At 60.4% G+C, this 24,195-nt stretch carries 24 protein-coding genes; 13 read left to right on the plus strand and 11 right to left on the minus strand.

From position 1 onward, the window contains the following. Complete coding sequence (locus IH944_11535; GenBank protein MCH7905177.1) at window positions 1-216, minus strand: hypothetical protein; 216 nt, start codon at window positions 214-216, stop codon at window positions 1-3. Between the two features lie 22 nt (window positions 217-238). Beyond that, complete coding sequence (locus IH944_11540) at window positions 239-1,297, minus strand: beta-lactamase family protein (GenBank protein ID MCH7905178.1); 1,059 nt, start codon at window positions 1,295-1,297, stop codon at window positions 239-241. A 35-nt stretch (window positions 1,298-1,332) separates the two neighbouring features. Between IH944_11540 and xth the strand changes: the two genes are divergently transcribed. Further along, entirely contained in the window at window positions 1,333-2,109 is a 777-nt protein-coding gene (xth, locus tag IH944_11545; protein MCH7905179.1) for an exodeoxyribonuclease III, read from the plus strand. Between the two features lie 2 nt (window positions 2,110-2,111). Continuing rightward, window positions 2,112-2,879 (plus strand): hypothetical protein, encoded by a 768-nt coding sequence (locus IH944_11550; protein MCH7905180.1) that lies wholly within the window; start codon window positions 2,112-2,114, stop codon window positions 2,877-2,879. 74 nt (window positions 2,880-2,953) lie between these two features. Here IH944_11550 and IH944_11555 read toward each other — a convergent pair whose 3' ends face one another. Both IH944_11555 and IH944_11560 read right to left on the minus strand, forming a co-directional pair. Continuing rightward, complete coding sequence (locus tag IH944_11555) at window positions 2,954-3,598, minus strand: DUF2807 domain-containing protein (GenBank protein ID MCH7905181.1); 645 nt, start codon at window positions 3,596-3,598, stop codon at window positions 2,954-2,956. 536 nt (window positions 3,599-4,134) lie between these two features. After that, a complete protein-coding gene (locus IH944_11560; protein MCH7905182.1) occupies window positions 4,135-5,535 on the minus strand; it encodes a M20/M25/M40 family metallo-hydrolase in 1,401 nt (466 codons plus the stop codon). Between the two features lie 55 nt (window positions 5,536-5,590). On the opposite strand from IH944_11560, the gene IH944_11565 reads away from it, so the two are divergent. Together IH944_11565 and IH944_11570 are read left to right on the plus strand one after the other, a co-directional pair. Then, window positions 5,591-5,764 (plus strand): hypothetical protein, encoded by a 174-nt coding sequence (locus IH944_11565; protein ID MCH7905183.1) that lies wholly within the window; start codon window positions 5,591-5,593, stop codon window positions 5,762-5,764. 63 nt (window positions 5,765-5,827) lie between these two features. After that, on the plus strand, window positions 5,828-6,142 hold the full coding sequence (locus IH944_11570; protein ID MCH7905184.1) for a hypothetical protein: 315 nt from the start codon (window positions 5,828-5,830) through the stop codon (window positions 6,140-6,142). Here the strand turns inward: IH944_11570 and IH944_11575 are convergent. Continuing rightward, window positions 6,139-6,732, minus strand: coding sequence for a superoxide dismutase family protein (locus IH944_11575; protein ID MCH7905185.1), 594 nt, complete (start codon window positions 6,730-6,732; stop codon window positions 6,139-6,141). The two genes, IH944_11570 and IH944_11575, sit on opposite strands and share 4 nt — an antisense overlap. A 217-nt stretch (window positions 6,733-6,949) precedes the next feature. On the opposite strand from IH944_11575, the gene IH944_11580 reads away from it, so the two are divergent. Continuing rightward, window positions 6,950-7,456, plus strand: a complete 507-nt coding sequence (locus IH944_11580) for a CHRD domain-containing protein (protein MCH7905186.1) — start codon at window positions 6,950-6,952, stop codon at window positions 7,454-7,456. Window positions 7,457-7,609: 153 nt separating this feature from the next. Here the strand turns inward: IH944_11580 and IH944_11585 are convergent, their stop codons facing one another. From IH944_11585 to IH944_11595, 3 genes are all read right to left on the minus strand, one after another. Continuing rightward, complete coding sequence (locus tag IH944_11585) at window positions 7,610-8,653, minus strand: DUF2156 domain-containing protein (GenBank protein MCH7905187.1); 1,044 nt, start codon at window positions 8,651-8,653, stop codon at window positions 7,610-7,612. Between the two features lie 156 nt (window positions 8,654-8,809). Continuing rightward, complete coding sequence (locus IH944_11590; protein MCH7905188.1) at window positions 8,810-9,424, minus strand: hypothetical protein; 615 nt, start codon at window positions 9,422-9,424, stop codon at window positions 8,810-8,812. 66 nt (window positions 9,425-9,490) lie between these two features. After that, a complete protein-coding gene (locus tag IH944_11595; GenBank protein ID MCH7905189.1) occupies window positions 9,491-9,586 on the minus strand; it encodes a PEP-CTERM sorting domain-containing protein in 96 nt (31 codons plus the stop codon). Window positions 9,587-9,699: 113 nt separating this feature from the next. On the opposite strand from IH944_11595, the gene IH944_11600 reads away from it, so the two are divergent. The 4 genes from IH944_11600 to IH944_11615 all read left to right on the plus strand — a co-directional run bounded on the left by IH944_11600 (window position 9,700) and on the right by IH944_11615 (window position 15,726). Further along, window positions 9,700-12,171 (plus strand): zinc-dependent metalloprotease, encoded by a 2,472-nt coding sequence (locus IH944_11600; protein MCH7905190.1) that lies wholly within the window; start codon window positions 9,700-9,702, stop codon window positions 12,169-12,171. A 272-nt stretch (window positions 12,172-12,443) separates the two neighbouring features. Beyond that, window positions 12,444-13,067 carry a DNA-3-methyladenine glycosylase 2 family protein gene (locus IH944_11605; GenBank protein MCH7905191.1) on the plus strand — a complete coding sequence of 208 codons (624 nt, stop codon included), beginning with the start codon at window positions 12,444-12,446 and terminating at the stop codon, window positions 13,065-13,067. A 16-nt stretch (window positions 13,068-13,083) separates the two neighbouring features. Further along, window positions 13,084-13,563, plus strand: a complete 480-nt coding sequence (locus IH944_11610) for a DinB family protein (protein MCH7905192.1) — start codon at window positions 13,084-13,086, stop codon at window positions 13,561-13,563. Window positions 13,564-14,088: 525 nt separating this feature from the next. Beyond that, window positions 14,089-15,726 carry a choice-of-anchor B family protein gene (locus IH944_11615; GenBank protein MCH7905193.1) on the plus strand — a complete coding sequence of 546 codons (1,638 nt, stop codon included), beginning with the start codon at window positions 14,089-14,091 and terminating at the stop codon, window positions 15,724-15,726. Between the two features lie 109 nt (window positions 15,727-15,835). Here IH944_11615 and IH944_11620 read toward each other — a convergent pair whose 3' ends face one another. Next, the gene (locus IH944_11620; GenBank protein MCH7905194.1) at window positions 15,836-16,474 is read right to left on the minus strand and encodes an SH3 domain-containing protein; all 639 of its coding nucleotides are present in this window, start codon (window positions 16,472-16,474) and stop codon (window positions 15,836-15,838) included. A 26-nt stretch (window positions 16,475-16,500) separates the two neighbouring features. Continuing rightward, window positions 16,501-17,541, minus strand: a complete 1,041-nt coding sequence (locus tag IH944_11625; GenBank protein MCH7905195.1) for a hypothetical protein — start codon at window positions 17,539-17,541, stop codon at window positions 16,501-16,503. A gap of 289 nt (window positions 17,542-17,830) precedes the next feature. Here IH944_11625 and IH944_11630 point away from each other — a divergent pair, with 289 nt between their 5' ends. From IH944_11630 to IH944_11645, 4 genes are all read left to right on the plus strand, one after another. Next, on the plus strand, window positions 17,831-19,555 hold the full coding sequence (locus IH944_11630) for an arylsulfatase (GenBank protein MCH7905196.1): 1,725 nt from the start codon (window positions 17,831-17,833) through the stop codon (window positions 19,553-19,555). Between the two features lie 134 nt (window positions 19,556-19,689). Beyond that, complete coding sequence (locus IH944_11635; protein MCH7905197.1) at window positions 19,690-20,364, plus strand: hypothetical protein; 675 nt, start codon at window positions 19,690-19,692, stop codon at window positions 20,362-20,364. A 302-nt stretch (window positions 20,365-20,666) separates the two neighbouring features. After that, the gene (locus IH944_11640; GenBank protein MCH7905198.1) at window positions 20,667-22,283 is read left to right on the plus strand and encodes an MmgE/PrpD family protein; all 1,617 of its coding nucleotides are present in this window, start codon (window positions 20,667-20,669) and stop codon (window positions 22,281-22,283) included. A 66-nt stretch (window positions 22,284-22,349) separates the two neighbouring features. Beyond that, window positions 22,350-23,120 (plus strand): heparin lyase I family protein, encoded by a 771-nt coding sequence (locus IH944_11645; GenBank protein ID MCH7905199.1) that lies wholly within the window; start codon window positions 22,350-22,352, stop codon window positions 23,118-23,120. Between the two features lie 332 nt (window positions 23,121-23,452). Here the strand turns inward: IH944_11645 and IH944_11650 are convergent, their stop codons facing one another. Then, complete coding sequence (locus IH944_11650; GenBank protein ID MCH7905200.1) at window positions 23,453-24,193, minus strand: TerC family protein; 741 nt, start codon at window positions 24,191-24,193, stop codon at window positions 23,453-23,455. Window positions 24,194-24,195 lie beyond the last annotated feature (2 nt).

Raw genomic sequence — 24,195 nt, forward strand, 5'->3', positions numbered from 1 at the left:
CTAAGGTCCGACTCCCGCTAGCCACCGCTCGGCCAAACGCAGCTCTTCGTCATTCAAGAGCGCATGGCACAGATCGCACAGCGCCGCCTCGTTCACGCCCTTGGCGCGGCACAACAGGCAGGCGTTCTCTCGCCGCGCCTTCTTGACGAGGCGCTTTTGCGTGAGCGTCCACCGGAGCTGGTGGCGAGGGATGCCTTGCGCGTTGATTCGGTCCACTGCGCCGATTCTACCAATGTTGCTAGCTCTCCCAAGCTTCGATCACGGCATTCATCAGCGCGCCGACGTCATGTCCGCCCGTGTTCGTCATCACGCAGTACACCAGGCCCGTCTTGCGATCGACGTAAAGGTACGTGCGCGAGCCCTGCTGTGAACCGCCGTGAACCGGGTTGCCTTCGCCCGTCAGCGCCCAGCCCAGGCCGCGCCCTGTGTCGAAACCGCCGAAGAACTGGGCCGACCACATGAAGTCGACCGTCACCTTCTTCAAGAGTTTATTGTGCAAAACAGCGTCGCCGAATCGCGCCAGGTCGATCGGGCTCGATTCCATCCCACCGCCTGCGTACTTCCAGCTGTTGTCTTCAACGCGGATCGGTAGTTGCCCAACCCCATTGCGGTCCTTCCCATACAGCTGGGATCTGTGCTTGTTCTCGATCTCTCGCTTCTCAAGCCGCAGCGAGCCGAGGCTAGCTCTCTCAAACACGTTGACCGTCAAGTACTCTTCGAACGTCATGCCGGACGCACCTTCGATCATCAGAGCGACTAGGGTGAAAGCGTGTGTGCTGTAGCGGTACCTCGTGCCAGGTTCGTACAGAAGGTCGTCGTCAGCAAATTTCTTGATTGCGTCGGACGTCTTATCAATCCGCTCGATACCGTTGTCCTGACGAGTTACGAGATAGTGCCGAATGCCCGCCGTGTGGGTGAGCAGATGGCGCAAAGTGAACGTGTACTCCTTCGTGGGAAATGCAGGGGCGTATCTTTGCGCATGTGCGAAAAGCGACATCTTCCCGCTTTCGACAAGCTGCAGGGCCGCGATTGTCGTCACCGGTTTGCTGATAGACGCAAGTCGGTATACGGTGTCGCCCGTTGCTTCGATCTTTGCGTCCCGGTCTTGCCAGCCGAACCCGTCTGCGAACAGCACTTTGCCGTCCTTCACAATCGCTACTGAACCGCCGACAACCCCATTGTCGGCCATGTGCTTTTCAAAGGCTTCGCGGACGTCGGCGCCGTCGGCGAGGACGGCGCTTGAGATGCTCAGGATCCAAATGCAGACGGCGAAGAGGTGCGCGAATCGTGTCGTCATTGGCGAAGGTTACCCACAGTGGTAACCTCGGTTGCATGAAGATCGCGACGTTCAACGTGAACTCAGTCCGTGCGCGGCTGCCCGTCGTGCTGGACTGGCTGCGGTACCACGACCCCGACGTGCTGGCTTTGCAAGAGACCAAGGTGCCGGACGACGGATTTCCTGTGAAGGAGTTCGAGGAGCTTGGCTACCAGGTCGCGATGCACGGGCAGAAGAGCTACAACGGCGTCGCGATCATCAGTAAGGAGAAGGCGAAGGACGTACAGTTCGGCCTCGGCGACGAACAGCTCGACGAGGAGTGCCGGGTCATCCGCGCGACGTTCGACGGCGTCACGGTGATCAACACGTACGTGCCGAACGGCAACGAGGTCAACAGCGAGAAGTGGGGATTCAAGATGCGGTGGCTCGACTGTTTTGCCGAGTTTTCTAAGGACTTTGCTAAGAGCAGCGAGCGTGCGATCTGGCTCGGCGACATCAACGTCGCCCCGACCCCGGGAGACGTTTACGATTCAGAGCGAATGGCGGGCGGGGTCGCGCACCACCCGGACGAGTTCAAGCGTCTCAAGAAGATCGTCAAGACCGGGTGGAGCGACTGCTTTCTTGAGTTCTGCACCGCGCCGGGGCAGTACACGTTCTGGGATTTTCGCGTGCCAAACTCGGTCGGCCTGAACGCCGGATGGCGGCTCGATCACATCTACTGCACCGAGTCGATGCGCGAAAAGTGCCAGCGGTGCTGGGTGGACAAAACCCCCCGGGAGGAAGAAAAACCGAGCGATCACACTCCGGTCGTCGCAGAGTTTGATACCATGTAGTGGTGTTACTCTGCTTAGCTTTGCTTGCAGTTCAGGACAAACCGGTGTTCGCCGACGGGTTCGAGAGCGGTTCGCTCGACGACTGGAGCGATCGCCGTGGCACGATTGTTTTCGACACGACGGAAAAGTACGAGGGCGAGTACAGCCTGCGGTTCGAGGCGCGTCGGGGGAAGGGCACGGGCGCGAAGATCGTCCGCTGGTTCATGCCTGGGTACGACGAGATTTACATCCGGTGGGAGGTGAAGTTCAACAGCGACTTCGACCAGGGCCGGGGGATGCACCTCAGCTGGGTCGCAGGCAACCGCACGGACAACAAGTACTCGGCGTTCGGAAAAACTGGCAGGCGCCCGACCGGCACGGATTTCTTCTTGACCAAGCTCGAACCGTGGAAGGTCGCCGGGAAGTACTACGCGCCGGGTGCGCTCTCCTTCTTCTCCTACTGGCCGGACATGGCGACGGGTGCTCTCGGCGACTACGGCAACCTCCTGATGCCGAAGAACCCCGCCCGGGTTCCGCGGGGGCGGTGGGTCGGGATGTCGATGATGATCAAGCTGAATACGCCTGGCCAGTACGACGGAGAGCAGGCGTTTTGGATGGACGGTCGCCTCCGTGGGCGTTGGGAGAACATGCGCTTCCGCGATACGCTCGATCTGAAGCTCAACTCGTTCACGCTGGAGCTTTATATCCACGAAAACGCGAAGCGGAACGTGCTGTGGTACGACGACGTCGTGATCAGCACCGAGCCGTTCTCTTGGATGACGGACGGTTGAGAACCGCGTCGTGAATGTTGAGCGAGCCACGCTGACTGCGCGGCTCGCTCAGATTCTCGTACGACGTTCAGAGACTACTTGCCAGCCGAGATGTCGCCCATGCCTTTGACTTCCGGCGTGACGGTTGCCGGATCGCCGAAGTACGTGACGTCGCCGAAGCCCTGCACCGTCGCTGTGAGCGACTCGCTCGCATAAACGTCCACGTCGCCCGCGCCTCGCACGGTGACTGTTGCGTCTTTCGCGATCAGGTCCTTCGCATCAACGTCGCCTGCGCCGCTGACAGAGATCGTCGCTGTGTCAACTTCGCCGGAAACTTCGACATCGCCGGCGCCACGAACGGTCAGCTCGAAGCTCTCACCTGCAACGCCCTCGATGACCACGTCGCCCGCACCGCTCAGCGTGAACGCCGAGATCGCTGGCATCGTGATCCAAATCTCGATGCTTCCTGTCGTGAAAAGACCCGTCGAATCTTCGCTGATCGTCAGGGTTCCGTCCTCGACGACCGTCGTGAGGTTCTCCAGCCGATCCTTCGGCCCCTCGATCTTCAAGTAGTAGTCGTCGCCGACCGTGACGTGGACGTCCGCAGCGCCTATCAATTCGATCGACGTGTACTCATCCACTGTCCGCTCGACTGTCTGCGCATGCGCCGAGACGTGCATGCATCCTCCTGCCATCACTCCACCAACTGCCATCGCGCTAATCTGTGCAATTCTATTCATGGTTCCACCCACGGTACCGATTCGAGATACGGCGTGGGTTGGTTGCGAGGTTCCAGCGAAAATGGGTCGGCGGTTAGGGCCAAGGGCCTGGGGTCTAGGGTCAAAACGAACTTGAAACAATCCCTCTCCCGCTCTCCTCGATGTCGTCTTTCGATGAGCGTTATGAGTGGGAGAGGCAGGGTGAGGGCAGCGCAGGGCGAGGAATTGGCCCTCACCCAACCTCTCCCGCCCACGTGGTCAAGCTGCAAATGGAACGTCGTAGGTCGGGAGAGGGGTTGCATGCAACTGGTTGCAAAACGAATTCGCCCGGGATGTGCGAGATTTGGGGGTTCGGAAGCTGGGAGGTTCGGGTTTGTTCGGACTTGTTCGTAACTTGTTACTCAAGCCTAGACCCTTGACCCTCGCCCCTCACCCATCCACGTCGAACTCTCCACTGGAGACTTCTTTGGCGGACCCTCCTCTCCCCAGTCCTTCGTTGCTTCGACAAGCTCAGCACAGGCTTAGCTCAGGATGACGGGGAGAGGGTGGATCGATCTCTAGTTGCCCTCGTCGATCTGCCTGGGCAGCATCGTGTCAGCGCACGCGAGGTTGTACGCTGTCACGGCAGCAGCTACGCTCGACTGGATCAAGTACGCGTTGATCGCGGCCGTCAGCTTATCGTGCTGCGTGTGGTGGATGTACCGATAGTCGGCGACGCCGGTCTCGTTCCAAAAGAATCCCGGAACGCCTACTCGGTTGAACGACGCGTGGTCGCTGCCGCCACCGCGGGGCATTCGCTCTGCCACGCGAATCGTCACGGGCATATTCGGGAACGCTTCGTTGAGCGGGTCCGTGGCCTCTCGCAGCATCGGGGCCATGCTCTCGATGCATCTGAGCCCTCCGCTGTAGTTCGTGCCGCCGTCGTCGACGAGCACCGCGCTGATCATGTCCATCTCATCGGCGTGCATGGCCACATATCGGCGCGAGCCGTGGAGGCCTTGCTCCTCACCGGTCCACATGATGAACCGGATCGTTCGCTTCGGCTTCGCTCCTGCCGCCATGAGAAGGCGCGCCGCCTCCAGCGCGACCATCGTTCCCGTTCCGTTGTCGCAAGCACCGGTCGATCCAGGGCCGTCCCAGCTATCGAGGTGGCCGCTGACGATCACGACTTCGTCCGGCTTTTCAGTGCCCCGGATTTCGGCGATGACGTTGTAGTTGGCGATCGGTCCCTGTCGCATCGTCTGCCGGAGGTCGAACTCGAGAATCGTGATTCTGCCTGCGTCGACGTTTGCGGCTGCCGCTTCAAAGTCGCTTTTACGAACGGTGATGCTCACGTCAGTCGGGAGGTCGTCCCATTTGATGTTGTAGCTTCCGCCGGTGAGAACCAGTTCGTTTCGCGCGCTGGCGACCTTGCCCAGCGCGCCAGCCGCCTTCAGCGCCTGCCAGATTTCGTTTCGTACATCACGCTCAGGAAGTCCCTCGGTGCCTCTCGGATTCATCAGTATCCACGCACCGTTGAACCGACCTGTGCGCCGCTTGGCGTCCTCGAGGGTGAGCGGCTCTCTCACAGTGCGTCCGACCAGCAGCCGGTTGGTGCCAGGCGTCCAAGATCGCGTGGTGAACTCAAAGTTGCGCTGCTCGGGGGCGGTCATGCGGCCGATGTGGCTCCTTCCGCGGTCGAATCCGACGGGCCACTCGCCCCACTGTTCAAGCTCGACGTTTTCCAGTCCGAACGAGCGGAACTGTGACGCGGTCCACTCGCACGCCCTTTGAAGCGCCAGCGAACTCGTCAACCGCGCTCCGATCTGCTCGGTCAGATACTCCAGGTGAGCACGGGTCTGATTGCGGGTCTTGCCCTCGTCGATGATCTTTGCGATGACGTCTGGGTCGCCTTGGGCCAGGGCGCCAGCCGCCAGACAACTCAGCGCGGCTAGCGCCGCGACTCGAAAACGAACCATGTCCCGTTTTACCGCGAATCTGCATCCAGAGTTGCGAATGTGAATAATGATTGGTATGAGACATCTCAAAATCGTTCTGTGTCTGGCAGTTGCATTGAGTGCCGCTGCGGCCTTTGCACAGGCCACTGCGACCGCTCCGCCGAGTTCGGATGAGTTGATGAAGAGCGCGACGGCGAAGGCCGTCAAAGAGAGCAAGAGCGTCTGGGTCATCTTTCACGCGTCGTGGTGAGGCTGGTGCAAACGCCTCGATAAGTTTATCGAGGAAAACAAGACTGCGCTGAACAAGTACTTTGTGATCGTCCACATCGATGTGCAGGAACGAGGCGAGAAGACAGCGCTGATGAACCCGGGCGGCGAAGAGTACATGATCGCGCTGAAAGGCGAACGCGCTGGCTTGCCGTTCTACGCTTTCGTAGATATCAAAGGCAAGATGATCGTAAACGCCATGCAGATGAAGCGCGGCGAAACGATGGGCAACATCGGCCATCCGGTCTCGCCAGAAGAGGTGACCAACTTTATGAAGATCGTGAAGAAGGCCGCGCCGAAAATCAGCGACGCCGACGCGAAGAAGCTATCGGACTGGCTCCTGAATCAGGACATCGGCTAGCTGCCAGCCTTCGCGATGCCGATTACGCCGTAGCCGATCCGTGCGCCAGCGTTGCCGGTCGGCTGGCCACCGTCGTCCGGCAGCGCGTGGATAACGACGCCTCGACCGACGATCGGGTTGACCATTCCTGCAACAGTGATGCCCTGCATCTCCGCCGAGTACTTCGCGACGCCATCAGAGTCTGCGACGAGGTTGCCCATATCGCCAGCGTGTCTCGTGGAACCGGGTAGAGCGTGCGCGGTGTTGGCTGGGTTGTAGTGACCGCCCATGCTCTTGCCGTCCGTGGAGGTCATGTCGCCAAGCTCGTGGATGTGGAAGCCGTGCTTCGATCCTGGCTTTAGCCCGCTGATCTCGGCCTCGATCCTAACTCCGCCAGGGACGTCGGTAAACCGCACGACGCCAGAGGCCGTGTTGCCAGCAGTCGATTGGATTACGGCGACGGCGCTCGTAATCATTACGCGCTGGCGCCTGCTGGGGTCGATCGCTTGCTGCGCATCGGCGCTGCCGAAACTGGAGATCGCAGCCCCTACTCCAGCCGAGCCGGCGAGGAGCAGGGCAGTGACGAAACTGTTTGCATGGGAGAGCTTCATGATCCTGCCTGTTATTGTAATGTATGAGGCTCCGTGATCGCTCAAGTTCTTGCTGGTCCCCGGACAATGAGCCTCAGGGCCGGTGGCGCCCGACTTTCGGCGCAGACCTGGCAAATATACGGGGGGAATTGGGAACGGCTATCGGGGCGGCGCGGTTGAATCGAATCTGGACGCATTTGTCATGGATGCCAATCGGTACGTCCGCGGAGAGGAAAGAATGCATTCTATACGTTTAACGATAATTATTTTGGCGATCTCAATCGCAGGCGCCGCAAACGCTACAGTCTGGGTTTTCAACGACCCTGTCGACGCATCACAGGTAGTTCCGCCGACCGGCGAACTCGCGACCGGGACAGCGGTCGGCACCTACGACGACGTCACGAACATGCTCAACATCAACGTGGCTGTTGGGGTCTTTAACGCTATCTATCCACCGACTGCGGCGCACATCCACCGCGCCCCATTCGGCGCGAACGGCGGCGTATTCCATGTTCTCGGCGTTGCAGGCGGAGTCAACTACACCAACCCTAACACTAACTTTGTTCTGAACGCAGCTCAGGAAGTCGACTTCCTGAACAACCTGTACTACGTGCAGATTCACACTTCTCTCAATCCGGGAGGTGCGGTTCGGGGACAGCTCAACCCAGTTCCAGAGCCGGCAAGCCTGTTTGCACTGGGTATAGGTGCGTTGGTCCTAGCTCGACGTCGACGTCGCAAGGCCTGACCACGGGCGTTTAGCCGGTGGCTTGGTCGTGGTGGTGCGGGTACCCACTCGCTTGAACTCGGGTGGGCGGCCACGCGGTTCGTCAGTGTCGGCGGTGCGTACCCTTGTGTTCCGGTCCTCGGGCCAACGCCGTCAGACGACTTGATTGGGAGGCTAACCGCCCACTGGAGATTCTAGTCGCTGCTCGATGAGCCGCAGTGCCGTTCTTGCCCAGCTCTCGCCGGTGAACGCTCGCAACAGCTCCGCGAGCGATCTCCATGACCACTTGAAGTTCGCAACGGCGTAAACCGGCTCCCAGCGATCCGGGCGCAGCTTGCGCTTGAACTGTTCGATCCCCTTGAAGTTGTAGACGGTGCCGCCGATCGCCTTCGCTCGCCGCAACGCCCACCGCACGCAGGGACTCGCATCGTCGCTCCACTCTTCGCAGTCAGCAAGCGGCGCGAGGCCGAGAGAGACTTCGCCAACTCCGAGGTCGGCGAAACGAATCATCGCCGCGTGGATCAACAGCTCGACTGCCCCGTTGGGAGCGGACGGGATGCGGGCGATCTGCTCTACGACCCAGGCGTTGCGCACCGGCACCTTGCTGGCGACGAGAAACGCGACGACTTGGCCGCTGACTTCTGCCCGCAGAATGAACTTGCCCTGAAGGTGGTCTGTGTCGACGGCCCGCCCCAAGAAGTGTAGCGGCGGGAGGCCCTGCCCTTCCAGCCATTCTTGTTGGCACTCAGCTAGCTGATTTTCGTCGCCAGGGCCTTCGCACAGGCTGGCGCCTTTGTGCCGTGCGCGTCGGATCTGTCGCCGCAGCGAGCGGTTTGACTGTAATTTCTGTCTCCAGAGCGCGGGCGACCAAATCGCCATCGCGCCGATGTGCAGCCTGTTCCAATCGCCGAGTGCGGTTTGATCGGCGTTCAAGCCAAAGACGCAAATGCGGCGTTGACTTTGTGCAAGCGTGCTGCCCACGTCGGCTGTTGCTCCGGCAGTTACGAACGCTCTTCCCATGCTGACCCCGACAGATATCGTTCCGCCGACGCTGAGGTACTGCATTCCTTCATCTCGCCACCTTGACGCGAACCAATTTGTTTCGCCGTCGATCGTCGGGCTGTGACGCGCGCTTTCTGAAGCGCGCGAGTGGGCGGTCGTGAGCGGCAGGCTCTCAGGTCTCAGCAAGGCGGCGGAAGACAGGGTGAGTTCGGACAACGGCATCTCCAAGGGTTGTCACATTCGTCGCAAGCGAGGATCTCGCCGCTCAAACCGAAGTGCGTAACAAGGGTACCGCTACAAAGGCCCGAGGGCCAACCGTTTGATCGCTTGCACTGTGCGCCGTGGGACGTATGCCGACCAGGAGAATCGGCGCTAGCCGCCTTTGCCCCTACCCTTGCCTTTGCCCTTGCCGTTGCCTTTGCCGCTAGCCGCAGCGCCTGTAGTTGCTTTCGGTCTCGAAGCTAGCACGATGGTCACTGACGCTTCGAGTTTGTCCTTCTTTCCGTTGGACATCACGACGGCTGCGACGATCTCATCCCTTTTGAGTCCGCGCTTTGAGAGCTCGAAGAACGACCTCTCTGAAAAGCCGTACTTGTCGCCCAGCATGTTGATCCAGATGATGTTCTCGAAGTCGTTCCCTTTGACGCGCATCTTGTTGAACGTGCCAGGGTGCATTCCCATTCGCTTTGCCACGTTGCCCCAACCCTCGCCTTTCGGCTTCTGTCTCAGCACGTCGTGCAGCGAGTATCCGCTGTGATGGCTGATGACGATTGCCGGACCGATGTTGTGGAGATGAACTCCTGAGTCGCGGCTGGCGCCGATGACCCACTCCACCTTGATTCCGAGGGCATTGCCGATGAGCACAGCGGCGGCGGCTTCGGTCGTGGTTAGCTTATGGTCCAAGCTGATCTTGGCCAGCAAACTTTCCTGGGCGGAGCCGGCGGTGCAGATCATGAGAGCGATCAAGGCGAGAGTGATGCGTCGCATTCGGTTTCCTCAGCAGGGCGATTCTGGCGCCCTGCCAAGGTTGTATTCCACATGCCGCAGACAAATCTAAGCTTGTCGCTTTCGCCGTGTACGGGCCAATAAGATTGCACCGAGTGCGAGCCCCAGCATACTTGCGGGCTCGGTGACGGGGGATGCCCACAAGATAGTTCGTTCAGGCGATGTTCCAATACGGCTGGTCAGACGACTCCGGTAGCGGCGCCAGGGAGAATCCAGCAATTCACCGGGGAGAATTTGCGAGTAGACTCCGGCGCATTGTGAAGAGCTACCGATTGATCGTTATATTTCTCATGGTTGTAACCGCGAGCATGTCGCTTGCGCAAGGTCGCAGAGGCGGTGGGCAGGGAGGGCCGGGGGGACAGGGAGGACCTGGAAACCAAGCCGAAGCGGCCGGCCAAATCAAGGACTACGGCGACGTCATCACCGACGAGGCCGAGACGAAGGAGGGCGTGTTCAAGACGCACATGGTCAAAGACAAGCTCTACTTCGAGATTCCGACCAGCGAATACGGCAAGCCGTTTATTTTTAAGACGACCGTCGCGGGCACCCCAGAAGGCGGCTACAACGGGTCCGCTGCAGGCACGCGCACGATCTACTGGGAGCGGCACGACGACAAGATTTTTCTCAGAGAGTTGAGGACTGCCAACAGGGCGGTTGACAGCGAAGCGCTCGCACGCGGAGTTGCGTTCTCAAACGTTCCGCCGATCATCATGGCCTTCAACATCGAGGCGCTCGGCGACGGCGATGCGGCGGTCATCAACGTCACGAAACTCTATAACAGCAACCCGGCGGAGTTCAACGTTGCGCGTACATTGCGCGTCGGATCGCTCGACTCCTCGCGGTCTTATATCGCCGAGGTCAAGGCGTTTCCGATCAACATCGAGGTGCGGTCGGTTCTGACGTTCCGGCAGGGCTCCACTCCGACCGGCGGCACGGGCGGATTTCCTGGCTTTGGCGGCGGCGGAAGAGGCGGCCCGAGCAACACGGCGATCGTGAACTACTCGATGGTCAAGCTGCCGGAGGAGCCGATGATGGGGCGACTGTTCGACGACCGGGTCGGCTACTTCAGCGAGAGGTTCACCGACTATGGAGCGCCCGAGGTGGTTGCGACCGAGCGGCGGTACATCACACGGTATCGGCTTGAGAAGAAGAACCCCGGCGCGGCAATGAGCGACCCTGTCAAGCCGATCGTCTACTACGTCGGCCCTGGAGTGCCGGAGAAGTGGCGCAAGTACGTGAAGCTGGCGATCGAAGACTGGCAGCCGGCTTTCGAGGCCGCCGGCTTCAGCAACGCTATCATCGCCAAAGAGCCGCCGGACGATCCCGACTGGGACCCGGAGGACGCGCGCTTCTCCGTCATCCGTTGGGCGCCTAGCACGACGATGAACGCGATGGGGCCGCACATCCACGATCCGCGCAGCGGCGAGATCATCTCGGCGCACGTGATCATGTGGCACAACGCGCTCAAGTTGGGTCAGCGGTGGTTCTTCACGCAGGCGTCGCCGAACCAAGCGAACGCGCAGCAAATTCCGATGCCAGATGAAGTGCTCGGGGAACTTTTGCGATACATCGTTTCGCACGAGGTTGGGCATACGCTCGGGTTCCAGCACAACATGAAGGCCTCGTCGAGCTACTCGATCGAGCAGCTGCGCGACTCGGACTTCTCGCAGAAGTGGGGCACCGAGGCGAGCATCATGGACTACGGCCGCTTCAACTACGTCGCGCAGCCCGGCGACAACGCAGGGCTGATCCCCAAGGTCGCGCAGTACGACCACTTTGCAGTGCGTTGGGGCTATACGCCGATCCCTGGTGCGAAGACGCCGTTCGACGAGATTCCGACGCTTGACAGCTGGGCGGCGGAGCAGATTGACGAGCCGATGTTCCGGTTCGGCGTGAACCGAAACGAGGATCCGAGCCAGCAGTCCGAGGATCTCGGCAGTGACACGATAGAGGCCACGCGCCTCGGCTTGAAGAACATCGACCGCGTCATGGAGTACGTGGTCAAGGCGACGACCGAGAAGGGAAAGGACTACTCGCTTCTCGAGGAGTACTACGGCGCAGTCTGGAGCCAGCGCAACACCGAGTTGAACCACGTCGTCCGCGTCGTCGGCGGAGTCGTGATGACGAACTTCCACGCCGGGCGCGGCGGCGCGGTCTACACGCCGGTCAGTCGTGATCGACAGAGGGACGCGGTCAGTCTTCTAGTCGCAGAGTGCTTCGAGACTCCTTACTCGATGATCCGCGAGGACATCCTCGACAAGATCGGCCCGACCAACGTCGAGGGCCGGGTGACGAGCAGCCAGAGCCGGGTGCTGCGCGGCCTGCTCTCGGACTCTCGGATCGAGAAGATGCTGCAGCTTGAAGCCACGAACGGACGCCGCGCATACAGCGTCGGCGAGCTGTTCGAGGATATTCGACGCGGAGTCTGGCGCGAACTGAACGACACGAACCCGCGCATCGATCGGTACCGCATGGCGCTGCAGAACCTGCACGTGACGACGCTCACCGGCAAGCTGGCGAGCGCGGCACCGGTGCGTTCGCTCGTGCGCATCGAGTTGTTCTCCCTTCGCAGCATGGTGTCGTCAAGGATCGACACCGCCGAGGATTGGAAGGTGCGGGCTCACCTGATGGATGTCAAGGCCGAGATCGAAAAGGCGCTTGAAGGCGGTGCCCCTGCCCCGGCTGCTCCCGCCACCACAGGTGGAGGAAGGAGACCGCCCGGCGGCTAGCTGTTCACTCCCTCCCCTCTTGCGCCGATGTTCGTGCGGCGGAGGATGGGGAGGGCTGGGGAGGGCTGGGGAGGGGAGGTTTCGCCCACCGGGAAGCACGGATGAAAACCTGGTGGACGAGCGACCCCGTGAGCCCTGCTTGTCCTTTTGTTTTGCTCTGCCGGAACCTCCATCCCCCAACCCCTCCTTCGATCCGCTCAGGACAGGCTTGCCTCCTCCCGAGCACGGACCTCTCGGCAAGACGAAGGGGGCTCCGAACATACTAGGTGACAATGAAGCTCCTAACTCCTCGCCGAGTGACTTATGCCGTTAAGGCGTTGTCCGAGGATCCGATCCTCGGGCCGATCATCGCGCAGTACCCGAAGCCGGAGTTTCAGATGTCGAACTGCGTGTTCGCGTCTCTGTCGGGTGCGATCATCTCGCAACAGCTGTCGACCAAGGCTTCCGCGACGATCTACGGCCGCTTCTTGAAGCTGATCCGGAAGAGGAAGCCGGACGCGAAGGCTGTGAGCAAGTGCACGGTCGAGCAGTTGCGCGGGGTCGGCGTTTCGCGGCAGAAAGCCTCTTATCTTCTTGATCTTGCGAACAAGACGCTGGACGGCGAACTGCACATCGACCGCCTTGCTGAAATGCCGAACGACGAGGTGATCGCGGAGATCACGAACGTCAAGGGGCTGGGCGAGTGGAGCGCGGACATGTTTCTGATGTTTGCCCTGTGCCGCCCGGACGTGTGGCCGGTCGGCGACCTGGGGATCCGAAACGGAGTGCGCGATCTGCTCGGCCAGGAGGAGAGACTCCCGATCGACGAGTTGCACGAGGTCGCCGAGGCTTGGCGGCCGTATCGCACCGTCGCGGCGCGGTATGTGTGGGACTCGCTCGACAACAAGCCGCTCTGAGTGCCAGACTCACGGCATGAGCGGATTTTCGGCAACGTACGAACTAACCCGCGCGCGCATGGTGCAGGCGATCGACGGCCTGTCGGACGAACAACTGCGTTGGAGACCGCACAAGGACGCGCTTTCGGTTTTCGAGATGCTGATGCACGTCGCGGGCGGCGATACGTTCTTCTTCTTGCGTCTGCAAGAGCGGGAGGGGGACGACTTCGAGAAACGTCTGGAGCGTTGCGCCAGGGACAAGGTCATCAACGACGAGCCGTTCCCGTTCTCCGACGACGAAGCGAGCATGGGCTTGCTTGTAAGGGCGCTGGACCACACTTACGCGATCCTAGGCCCGATGTTGCGCGAACCGGAGGAGTGGTTAGACAAGGAGATCGAGACGCCGCTCGGCCCGGTAGATGGCGCGTCCGGCATCTTCGCCCGCATCGCCCAGCATCCCGCGTACCACACCGGGCAGGTGTGGCTCTACCGCTTCGACCCGAGGTTTCCGGGGTAGATCGGTTTTGTTCGGATTGGTTCGGGTTCGGACTCGGGACTCATGACTCAAGATTCGTGACTTCCCGATGGAGGGTCGTCCTCCTGGGCAACCTTGGCTGCACACATCGGACTAAGAGTCCGAAGGCCGAGATGTGGACTAGAAGTCCGCGCTCCGCTCCACACGGACAAACCCCTAGGGCCTGTCCGTTGCAAACGTCGCTCCCAATCCCTCTCCCGGCCTGCCAGCTAGCGTTCACGGCTGGCGCTCTTGGCCGGGGGAGGCTAGGAGGGGGCTTGGCGGCGTTCGGACTGAGTACTCCGCTCCACTCGGACGAGTCCTACGGGCCTGACCGTGGCACGCGGGACACGGTTCGGAGTCGTTCGGGTTTGTACCGGGTTGGCGGCAAGCCATCGGGCCGCGTGGCGCCCGCGAGTCTCCCCTCAGCGAGACGGGCAGTGGTGAACTAGCAAAAATAACAGGTAAAGGGCTTGGGTTCGCCAGGGCGCTTCGACCATACTGGAGACACATACACGTGGAGTAAAGATGAAGAATTCACTAGCGTCGATCACCGGACTTTCTCTCGCTGTTGTGCTGGCATTTTTGCCGACCTCGTCCAACTCCAAGGTTGCTGTCCCTAGTAGCCCGCCTGAAAACAACTTGAACGTCGACTTGCTAGGGCATATCGGCCTCGCGACGTTTGGTTACGGCGCAGGGAATGATTGCTGGGGTTACGTCTCGCCATCGGGCAGAGAGTACGCGATCATGGGCTTTCAGCGAGGACTGGCCGTTATCGAAGTGTCCGACCCGGACCGGCCTATCATCATCGGCCGGATACCGCACGCCGGCAGCACGTGGTGCGACATCAAGGTGTACGGCGAGTACGCGTACGCAGCGACGGAAGTGCACAGATCCGGACTCCAGGTGATCGACCTGACACAAGTCGATTCAGGAATCGTGAGGCTTGCAAGAACCGTCATGACAATGGGCGATGCGCACAATCTGGCGATCGACACTGACAGCGGTTACCTCTACGCTTGCGCTGTCAACACAGGCACTGGAACAACGATGTGCCTCGATCTCAGCGACCCGGCGAATCCAACGCCCGTCGGTCGCGGTTCGATGACGACGAGCGGACAGCACGACATGCAGGTCGTGACGTACCACGACGGTCCGTACGCTGGCAGGCAGATCATGTTTGGCAGCTCCGGGGGGCGCGGGCTGCAGATCATCGACGTGACCGACAAGAACAACCCGTTCTATATCTCCGGATTGAGGTACCCCGGCCTTGAGTACAACCACCAGGGTTGGCTCAGCGAAGACAAGAGGTACTGGTATATGGACGACGAGCTGGACGAGTACCGCGGGCGGACGCCCACGACTCGCACGCTCGTCGCCGACGTGAGCAATCTGTCGGCGCCATTCCTGGCCAGCACGTTCACGACTGGCTTGCCGGCTATCGACCACAACCTTTACGTAAAGTGCGGATTCGTGTTTGAATCCAACTACTCGAGCGGTTTGCACATCTTCGACGCGACCGACGACCGGTTGTCACCGACAGAAACTGGGTTCTACGACACATACCCCGCCAACGACAACCCGACGTTCAATGGAACCTGGAGCAACTTCCCGTTCTTCCCGAGCGGAACAGTTATCTTGAGCGATCGACAGTCAGGATTGTTCGTTTTCGACGTTTCGGCGGCGACGGTGCGACCGATCACGGCCGACAGCCACCGGATGAACAGCGGCGCGCAGATAAGCGGCAATACAGCTAGCCTTGCGACTGCCGACGGCGACTATCTCGTTCTCGGTCCCGGAATTACCCCATTCAGGGATGCACCTGACGGATCCGTGTCGGTCTTCGGCGCCGCCAGCTGCGAGCATGCGTCTAACCTGACCTTGAGGGTCGCGGCGAACACCGGTTCTCCAGGACTCAGAGGAACGAGGATCCGACAAGAGATAGATGTTTACGATTGGCGTACACTAGAATGGGTGACGGTTAGCATCACAATTCTGAATTCTGCGCAATTCACAGCGACCATCGAACTTGACGAACCAACGAGATTCATCCAAGCCGAAACAAACTTTGTTTCCGCGAGAGCGCGATACTATCTCCCTGCGATTAGGCCTCATTCCATCTGGTCGGTCCGGATCGACGAGCTTTCTTGGACGGTCAACCCTTAACCGGCAGGTTGCCCTGGCCTTGGATCAGCAAGGACACCGCAAAGTTGCGTCACGGCGGTTGCACGCGTGCTTTCGTAGTGCCTCTGCCGGCAAACGCGCGCGGCTGAACTCAGTCGCCAGCGATGAACATGACCATGTACCACGAGCCTCTCTTCTTTTCGAAGATCGCTCGGTAGCTGATCGGGCTGCGCACCGGGCCGCGCTCTACCCAGCCCGTCTTTCCGGATTCGTTCGGCAGCTCGATCTCGTGCCAGCCATCGACGTAATCGTTGGCGAAGCTCACCTTGACGATGTCGTAGCTGAGCGTTCCAACTTGGCCGCTCTTCGTATCAGGTTTTGCGTACACGAGGACGCCCTTGTTCACAGCGACGACGTATTCGTATGCGTCGAACTCGTCGGGCCACGCGCTGAACGAGTAGGGCGCGGTGAACGACTTCGTTCCCGGCTCTCCGTACTCGCCAAACTGACCGCCGAGTTTGAGCACTTGCAGAAGCTCGTCGTAGAACGTCTCTATGCTGCTCTCCTCTTTCCATCGCTGCAGCAATGAGTCTCGACCTTCGCCACCGCCAAAGCTCCAATGAACGTCCTCGTCGATCCTGCTGTTGACGTAAGAGTAGTTCTTCTTCTTGATCGCGGCGATCATGTTGGTGCGGAACTCGAGGAACTGCTTGTCCTGCGGGGCTTCGTCGATCGGCTGGAGCTTGTCGAGGCCGACTACGGCGAACGCGAGCACGAGACACGAAACCATGTCGCCAATCTACCAGCAAACGCACCCTATGAGTTCTTGACTTTCAAAGGCGTCAACCTGCGCCGCGTAGTTCCAGGCACGAACAGTACGGTGCCTAATACGATGGCCGGGACCGCCAGAATCGCCCATCCCAACGCGCTGCTGAGCGCCCATGCCTCGACGATCTCCGGCACGACGCCGAGGTAGTAGAACGAATACGCCGCGATCGCAGCCGACAGGATCAGCGTCTTCTTGTTCACGCCAATCGCCCGCAGTCCGTGGAACAGGAGGAAGGTGACGAAGAACCCCGCTGCCATGCCGCCGTAAACGGTCAGAGCGTGGATTCCCATGTGCGCAGGGGCGTCGGTCGAGGTGCCGAAGAACACGTGCTCGACGTTGCAGTAGTACAGCAGATCGAGCAGGAAGTACGCAGCGACGAAACCGGGAAAGCCGAAAGTCAGATGCAGCGCTAGCGGCAGTCTTGTCAGTTCGCCGTCGGCCTTTTCAGGCCGCAGCCGGATGCAGTGCGGGACGCACGCGTCGCATATCCGGCACATCTCGGGCCTGTTCCTTTCGCGCGCGAACTGCCCGTAGAGGACTTCGATCGGACGGATCGGGCACGCGCCGACGCACCAACCGCTCAGTGTGAAATAGAAAAGCCCCGCCCCGACGGCGACCAGAGTGATCGCGATCGCAACGGAGGCCGTCGCCCAGCCGATGGTGTTGAACCAGAGGTGCCGCGTCGGGATGCCGACGAACATCAGCGCCCAGCCGAACGTCTGCAACTTCGCCGAAACCTCCGGCGAGAGGCGCTTTCCGCCTTTCCAGCCGAGCTTTCGGCCGAGCGTCTGGAACGTCGAGATCGGGCAAATGCTGACCCACACGTTTGGCGCAGCCAACAGCACCATCGGCGCGAGCGGAATGACTAGAAACCAAAGGAAACGGAGCCCGAACTCGGGCCAAATCCAGATCGTCGGCAGCAGACCCGCGTAAATAATCGCGGCCAGGGCAGCGACGGCGAGAATGAGCTTATGGACCTTGTCCGAATACCGTCGGTCGATCAGTCCGTTCGTGCGTGCAGCGCTCATGTAGATCCTCGAAGATGCGCGTCGGCCCCGTTGTGCCATGCCGGCAACGACGCCAACGAGGGCGCATCGGTACAGTCAGAATACTCGACCAAGCAAGTGAGTTGGTTGTATTGTCCTACAATTGATGCAGTACCTTTTCGTGCAGATAATCCATGGCTTCTGGCGAGGACACGGCGTTGGAAAAGAGGCCGAAGATCGGCGAGATCGTGTGGCGCGACCTAACCCTTGAGAACGTTACTGGCGCGGTGCTCGCCTTGATCGAAGCGTGAGATTAGACTAGAATCGCTTCATGCTCTCGTTCTTGCTCTTGAGCACCATCGCGACACGGGCGCCCGACGGCCCAAACGTCATCATCGTCATGACCGACGACCAGGGGTACGGAGACTTTGGATTCCACGGCAACCCGCTCGTCGAGACGCCGAACCTCGACGCGATGGCGAGGGCGAGCGCGCGAATGACGAACTTCTACGTCAGCCCGGTTTGCACCCCGACACGGGCCAACCTGATGACTGGCCGCTACAACCACCGCACAAGGGCGATCGACACGTGGAAGGGTAGGGCGATGCTCGACCCGGACGAGGTTACGATCGCCGAGATTCTTCGCGACGCGGGGTACCGAACTGGCATCTTCGGCAAGTGGCATCTCGGCGACAACTACCCGGTGCGCGCGATCGACCAGGGGTTCGAGGAGGCGCTCGTCCACCGTAGCGGCGGGCTCGCGCAGTCCGCAGACCACGTCGATGCACCAAACCGTTATACGGATCCGATCCTCTGGCACAACGGCCGCCCGGTCCAGACGGAGGGCTTTTGCACCGACGTTTTCTTTGACGCAGCACTGGAGTGGATGACGGAACAGCACGAGAACGGAGAGAAGTTCTTCGCGTACATACCGACAAACGCTCCGCACGGGCCATTCCACGACGTCCCCGGCGATCTGTACGAGCACTACAAGAAGAAAGACCTGAGCAACAAGGTGTTCGAGGGAAGGGAAGGACACGCACTCCCCGACAACGTCAACGAAGATCAGCTGGCGCGCATCTTCGCGATGATTGCGAACGTCGATCAAAACGTCGGACGGCTGTTCGAAAAGGTGGAGGAGCTCGGAATATCCGATGACACGCTGGTCATTTTCCTGAACGACAACGGTCCGAACACGCGCCGTTATGTGTCGGGGATGCGCGGGATGAAGTCGGAGGTTTACGAGGGCGGTGTGCGCTCGCCGATGTGGCTGCACTGGCCGGGCCGGTTGGAGCCCGGGGCAGAATCACCCTGCGTCACAGCGCATTTCGACGTTCTTCCGACACTGCTGGAGGCTTGTGGAATCGACGTGCCAGAGGGCTTGCGGTTAGACGGGAGGAGCTTTTGGCAGGTCTTGACCGAAGAAGAGGCACCGTGGGTAGACCGGACCATAGTGATCATGGCCCATCGTGGAGACGAGCCGCAGCGGTATCACAACTTCCTCGTGCGAAACCAGAGATGGAAGCTTCTGCACAACAGCAAGTTCGGACGTGACCGCTTCGAAGGCGATGCGAACTTCGAGCTTTACGACATGGAGAACGATCCGCTCGAAACGAAGAACGTCGCCTCTGACCACCCGGAGATCGTGAATGAACTTCGACGGGCGTACGACAAGTGGTTCGACGACGTTGGATTGACAAGGCTTGATAACTACGGCCCAGTCCGGATCTGGACCGAGTCGCCTGATGGGTTGCCGATCGCGCTCCACCGGCATGAGTGGCGGGTGCCGCCCGACGATCAGAGCGCCGGCACCTGGCAGCTCCACGTGCCTGCGAGTGGCTCGTTCGACGTGAAGGTGTACTTCCGTACTCAAACGAATGGTGGTACGGCGACCCTCGTACTCAACGGCGAAGCCCACGAGTCGAAGACCGTCACAGACGGTTGGTTCAGATTTGAGCGAATAGAGCTCCGGGCAGGCGACCTCGCTCTGGGCTCGTTCATGCAATCCGGCGAAGAGATACAGCAAGCGTGGCAGATCGAGATCAGCCGGTCCTGAGTGAATCGCCACCGTCTGAATTCGCCAGCCCGGGATTTTTTCGCACGATTCTGCCGAATCCGTCGAACACCGGCTAGTCGGTAACGTTATCCCCTACTGGGTGGCTGGCTGTAGAGCGGTGCCCGAGGCGAAAGATGAAGAAAATTTTGATTGTATGCGCGCTATTAGCGATGCTAACGGTGATTGCAACCGCTCAGCGGGGCGGCCAGGGAGGATTTCGCAGGGGCTTTGCTGCGGGTGGACCCGGGATTTTGATGCGACCGGACGTCGTGAAGGAACTCAAGCTCACTGACAGCCAGGCTACGAAGATCGAATCGCTGCTCGAGAGCATGCGACCGCAAGGCCGAGGCGGCTTTGGCGGCGGCGGAGGCGGAGGCGGTGGCGGACGTGGCGGCGGCGGTGGAGGTCGCGGCGGATTTGGCCGTGGTGGAGACCCCGAGCAGGCCGCAGAGACCGACAAGAAGCTGAAGGAAATCCTGAACGACGCCCAGTACAAGCGCTTCCATGAGCTAAGCCTGCAACAGGCTGGCGGGTTTGCGCTGAACCAACCGCGGGTCGCCGAGCAGCTCGAATTGACGAGTTCGCAGAAGAGCAAGCTCGAAGACCTGAGAACAGACATGGATGAAGAACGGAGGGATATGTTCTCAGGCGGTGGTGGCGGAGGCGATCGTGAGGCGATGAGGGCGGAGACGCGCCTCATGCGCACGGAGTACGGAAAGAAGATGCTCAAAGTGTTGAACGCTGACCAGAAGAAGAAGTGGGCCGAGATGGTTGGCAAGCCGTTCAAGTTTGCCAACGACGACCGTTAGTCGGCAAGACCTCTCCAATCCTCGACGCGGCGTCCGCTTCCCGGGCGCCGCGCTTCTTGTTCGATCCTGGATTCACTGGTTGTTAGGGTGCCACGGCTTGTCTTGCAAGCCGTGCGCGCTGCGGAGTTCCGGGAGGGCGAGCAGTCGTCCTAAGCGGATCGAAGGACCCCGCGAGCCGCGCCGTGCAGTCTTGCGCGGACTGCGAGTCCACTGGCCAGGATGCGGTCCTTCGACAGGCTCAGGAAGAGTCCGCGCTCCGAACTCCCCACCCGCTCGCCCGCGCCTGATACAATCAGACTCGTATGTCCAGCGTGCGACTTTCGCCTGACTCTAACCAAGCTCTCGGCATTGGGCAGTTCGTCGTTGACTTTATGTCTGGTGCGCTTGGCCCTGGGCCGAGCGAGGCGGTCTTGGAGCGAACGCGGGAGTTCCACACGGACGCAGTCCTCTGTGGCCTTTCGGCTCTGGCTTTGAAGACCAACGCGCCGACCGTCCTGCGAGATGAGGCTCTGGGTTATCCAGATGCCGACGGCGCACGGGTGTTTGGCAGCGAGCAGCAGGTGAAAGCCGAGAAAGCAATCGTCGCAAACTGCGCAGCGGTGCGAGAGTGGGACAGCAACGGCACGAACTTTGGCTTCCGGCCTTCGCTCGGTCACACGGCAGGCGAGTTCGGGCACAACGACTTCTATCCGGTCGCAATCGCCGCGTGCCAGCAGAAAGGACTAGACGGCGCGACGGCCTTACGCGCGATGGTTCTGCTCGACGAAATTCGAGGGCGGCTGGCCGAAGTATTCTCTCTGAAGAGCTACAGAATCGACCACGTAGTGCACGGCGCGATCGGCTCGGCGGCGACCTACGGCGCACTGCTCGGCGCGACCGCCGAGCAGATCGAGTCGGCCATCGGCATGTTCGTCGCGCACTACATCCCCTGGCGCGCGATCCGCGCTGGCAAACAGCTTTCGGATTCGAAGGGCGCGTCGGCTGCGATCTCGACTGAGGCAGCGATCCTCTGCATGAAGCGCTCGATGAACGGCTTCGTCGGGCCTCGCGATATCTTCCGCAATCCCGAGGCGCTCTTCCGTTTCTTCGAGCCGACGACCGACGGCGCGGAGCGTTGGAGCGAGCAAGGCGACTCGCCGTTCGAGCTGGTTCTGTCGCACTCCGGCGACGACTTTGCGGTGATGGGGATGCACTTCAAGCTCGGGCTGTACGAGCATCAGTCGGCCGGCGCGCTACAGGGGATGATCGATCTGCTTGCGGCGAACCCTTCGCTTTTGGAGAACAACGGCGACAACATCCAGCGCATCACGATCCTCGCCTATGAGCCCGCGTTCGGCATCATCGGCAACCCGATGAAGAAGGACCCCAAGACGCGGCAGAGCGCCGATCACTCGATGGCGTACATCGTTGCGACTTTGCTCCGCAAGGCGATCGAGCGCGGCTCTCTTCCGAGCAGTACCGATGAGATTTGGAAGTCGCTGATGCTGACTCCGTTCGACTTCAAGGTCGACGAGTCGGCGATCTTCCACCCGTTGACGCGATCGTTGATGGAACGCATCGAGTTCCAGCACGGAGGCCCGGAGTACGACGCGAAGTACCCGGACGGGATTCCCACGTCCGTGAAGATCGAGGTCGCCTCAGACCAACCCGAACCAACCCGAACAAACCCGAACCAGCCCGAACAAATCCTGGACTCCGGCCTCGTCATGTATCCCGCCGGGCACGCGCGCAACACGACCGCCGACCTCCCCGACATCCTGGGGCACAAGTGGAACATGCTCGGCGAGATCGCACTGCCAGACGGCGGCGATACGAGAGCCTTGGTCGAGCGGCTAGAGTCGATCACGGATAGCGACGCCCACGAACTCAGTTCGTACTACGACTTCGACATAGCCGAGCGACTGGGGTACGAAGAGTAGGATCAGGCGATGAACACGGGAGGATGACTGCTCGCCCTGCCCGAGAATGGATAGAATAGTAGCAGCATGCTGTCCTTAGTAGTCGCACTCGCGATCCAACAGCCCGTCATCTTCGCCGATGGCTTCGAGTCCGGCACGCTAGACGGTTGGGGCGACAACCGGGGGACGATTGAGATCGTCACAGACGACCCGTACGAAGGGAACCGGTGCATCAAGTACACCGGCGAAGTCGGCAGGGAAGAGGGGGCGCACCTCGTCCACTGGTTCATGCCCGGCGTCGATGAGGTTGCGATCAGGTGGGCGGTGAAGTTCGCGGACGACTTCGACCAAGGACGGTTCATGCACCTCTGCGCTGTCGGCGGGAACCGCACGGACAACAAGTGGTCGTCGTTCGGGAAGGCAGGTCTAAAACCGAACGGCACTGACTTTTTTATCACGAATCTGGAGCCTACGCTGGGCAAGAGCACCCCGCCTGGAACGCTCGTGTTTTACTCCTACTGGCCGGACATGAAGCGCGATCCGGGTGGAAAGTACTGGGGCAACATGACGCACTCCGAACTCCAGGTGCCGCGTGGCAAGTGGGTCGTGATGTCTCTCTGGATCAAGCTGAATACGCCTGGGAAGAGCGACGGCGAGCAGGCGTTTTGGATGGACGGAAAGCTCGGCGCACACGTCAAAGGCATCCGCTTCCGCGACTCGAACGTCCTGAAGCTCAACTCCTTCTTCCTCGACCTTTATCTGCACGACTCGAAGAAGGTCAACGTCTGCTGGTTCGACGACGTGGTGATCTCAAGAACGCCGTTCGAGTGGATGAAAGGTGATAACGTAGGCCGATGACGTGTGCCCCAGTCAGGCCCGACAAAGTTTATCCGTGTTGCGAATGCGAGCCCCAATCCCTCCCCCGGTCCAACTGAACAACGATCGCCGCAAACTTTCGTGGCCGGGGGAGGTTAGGAGGGGGCAGATGAGATCTCAGATCTCAGATCTCAGGTTTTAGAGTCGGAGGCCGTTGCTGTCGAAAGCTAAGGTCGCCCAGGAGGACGACCCTCCATGGGGAAGTCAAAAGTTCCCAGTCCCGAGTCTCGAACGAACCCGAACAAACCTGAACCAATCCGGACAAGACCGAGCAAATCCCGTGTGTCACGATTCGACTGCATTTGGACGCACGATCACTCCGGCGAGTAGTCGCTGCGCAGCTTCAACGGTTTGACTTTCGGCCGCACGCGAAGGTTCAACATCTCGACGCCGATCGCAAACGCCATCGCAAAGTACGTGTACCCCTTCGGGATGTGCTGGCCAAATCCCTCCGCAATCAGATTCACGCCGATGAGAACGAGGAACGACAGCGCGAGCATCTTGACCGTCGGGTGCCGCTCGACAAAGTTCGAAACAGGCGTCGCGAAAATGAGCATGACGATCACAGCGACGACGATCGCCGCTACCATCACGCCGATCTGCTTAGCCATCCCGATCGCCGTGATGACCGAGTCGAGCGAGAACACTATGTCCAGCACGAGGATCGTCGCGATCACTTGCGAGAACGTCGCCTTCACGGTCGCGTCCTTTCCGTGCTCCTCGCCCTCCAGCTTTCCGTGAATCTCCATCACCGCTTTGTAGATCAAGAACAGTCCCCCTCCCAACAAGATCAGGTCGCGCCCCGAAAAGCCGTGACCGAACGGGGCGAAGAGGTCAGTCTCCAGCCGCATGATCCAGGTCAGCGACAGCAGCAGCAGGATGCGCATGATGAGTGCAAGCGACAGGCCGACCTGTCGCGCTTTCGCCTGCTGGCCCTCTGGCAGCTTGCTGCTCACAATCGAGATGAAGACGATGTTGTCGATCCCGAGAACGATCTCCAAGACGGTCAGCGTGAGAAACGCAGCCCAGATGCTGGGGTCCGTGATCCAGTCCATAG

The organism is Armatimonadota bacterium (genome assembly GCA_022563855.1).
Lineage (GTDB): Bacteria > Armatimonadota > Fimbriimonadia > Fimbriimonadales > Fimbriimonadaceae > JADFMN01.

Bases quoted from the DNA above. Each gene is read 5' to 3' on its own strand.
- IH944_11540 (MCH7905178.1), bottom strand. From the start codon at position 1,297: ATGACGACACGATTCGCGCACCTCTTCGCCGTCTGCATTTGGATCCTG.
- IH944_11575 (MCH7905185.1), bottom strand. From the start codon at position 6,732: ATGAAGCTCTCCCATGCAAACAGTTTCGTCACTGCCCTGCTCCTCGCC.
- xth (MCH7905179.1), top strand. From the start codon at position 1,333: ATGAAGATCGCGACGTTCAACGTGAACTCAGTCCGTGCGCGGCTGCCC.
- IH944_11580 (MCH7905186.1), top strand. From the start codon at position 6,950: ATGCATTCTATACGTTTAACGATAATTATTTTGGCGATCTCAATCGCA.
- IH944_11610 (MCH7905192.1), top strand. From the start codon at position 13,084: ATGAGCGGATTTTCGGCAACGTACGAACTAACCCGCGCGCGCATGGTG.
- IH944_11615 (MCH7905193.1), top strand. From the start codon at position 14,089: ATGAAGAATTCACTAGCGTCGATCACCGGACTTTCTCTCGCTGTTGTG.
- IH944_11645 (MCH7905199.1), top strand. From the start codon at position 22,350: ATGCTGTCCTTAGTAGTCGCACTCGCGATCCAACAGCCCGTCATCTTC.
- IH944_11560 (MCH7905182.1), bottom strand. From the start codon at position 5,535: ATGGTTCGTTTTCGAGTCGCGGCGCTAGCCGCGCTGAGTTGTCTGGCG.
- IH944_11635 (MCH7905197.1), top strand. From the start codon at position 19,690: ATGAAGAAAATTTTGATTGTATGCGCGCTATTAGCGATGCTAACGGTG.
- IH944_11555 (MCH7905181.1), bottom strand. From the start codon at position 3,598: ATGAATAGAATTGCACAGATTAGCGCGATGGCAGTTGGTGGAGTGATG.
- IH944_11605 (MCH7905191.1), top strand. From the start codon at position 12,444: ATGAAGCTCCTAACTCCTCGCCGAGTGACTTATGCCGTTAAGGCGTTG.
- IH944_11625 (MCH7905195.1), bottom strand. From the start codon at position 17,541: ATGAGCGCTGCACGCACGAACGGACTGATCGACCGACGGTATTCGGAC.
- IH944_11590 (MCH7905188.1), bottom strand. From the start codon at position 9,424: ATGCGACGCATCACTCTCGCCTTGATCGCTCTCATGATCTGCACCGCC.
- IH944_11650 (MCH7905200.1), bottom strand. From the start codon at position 24,193: ATGGACTGGATCACGGACCCCAGCATCTGGGCTGCGTTTCTCACGCTG.
- IH944_11630 (MCH7905196.1), top strand. From the start codon at position 17,831: ATGCTCTCGTTCTTGCTCTTGAGCACCATCGCGACACGGGCGCCCGAC.
- IH944_11565 (MCH7905183.1), top strand. From the start codon at position 5,591: ATGAGACATCTCAAAATCGTTCTGTGTCTGGCAGTTGCATTGAGTGCC.
- IH944_11620 (MCH7905194.1), bottom strand. From the start codon at position 16,474: ATGGTTTCGTGTCTCGTGCTCGCGTTCGCCGTAGTCGGCCTCGACAAG.
- IH944_11640 (MCH7905198.1), top strand. From the start codon at position 20,667: ATGTCCAGCGTGCGACTTTCGCCTGACTCTAACCAAGCTCTCGGCATT.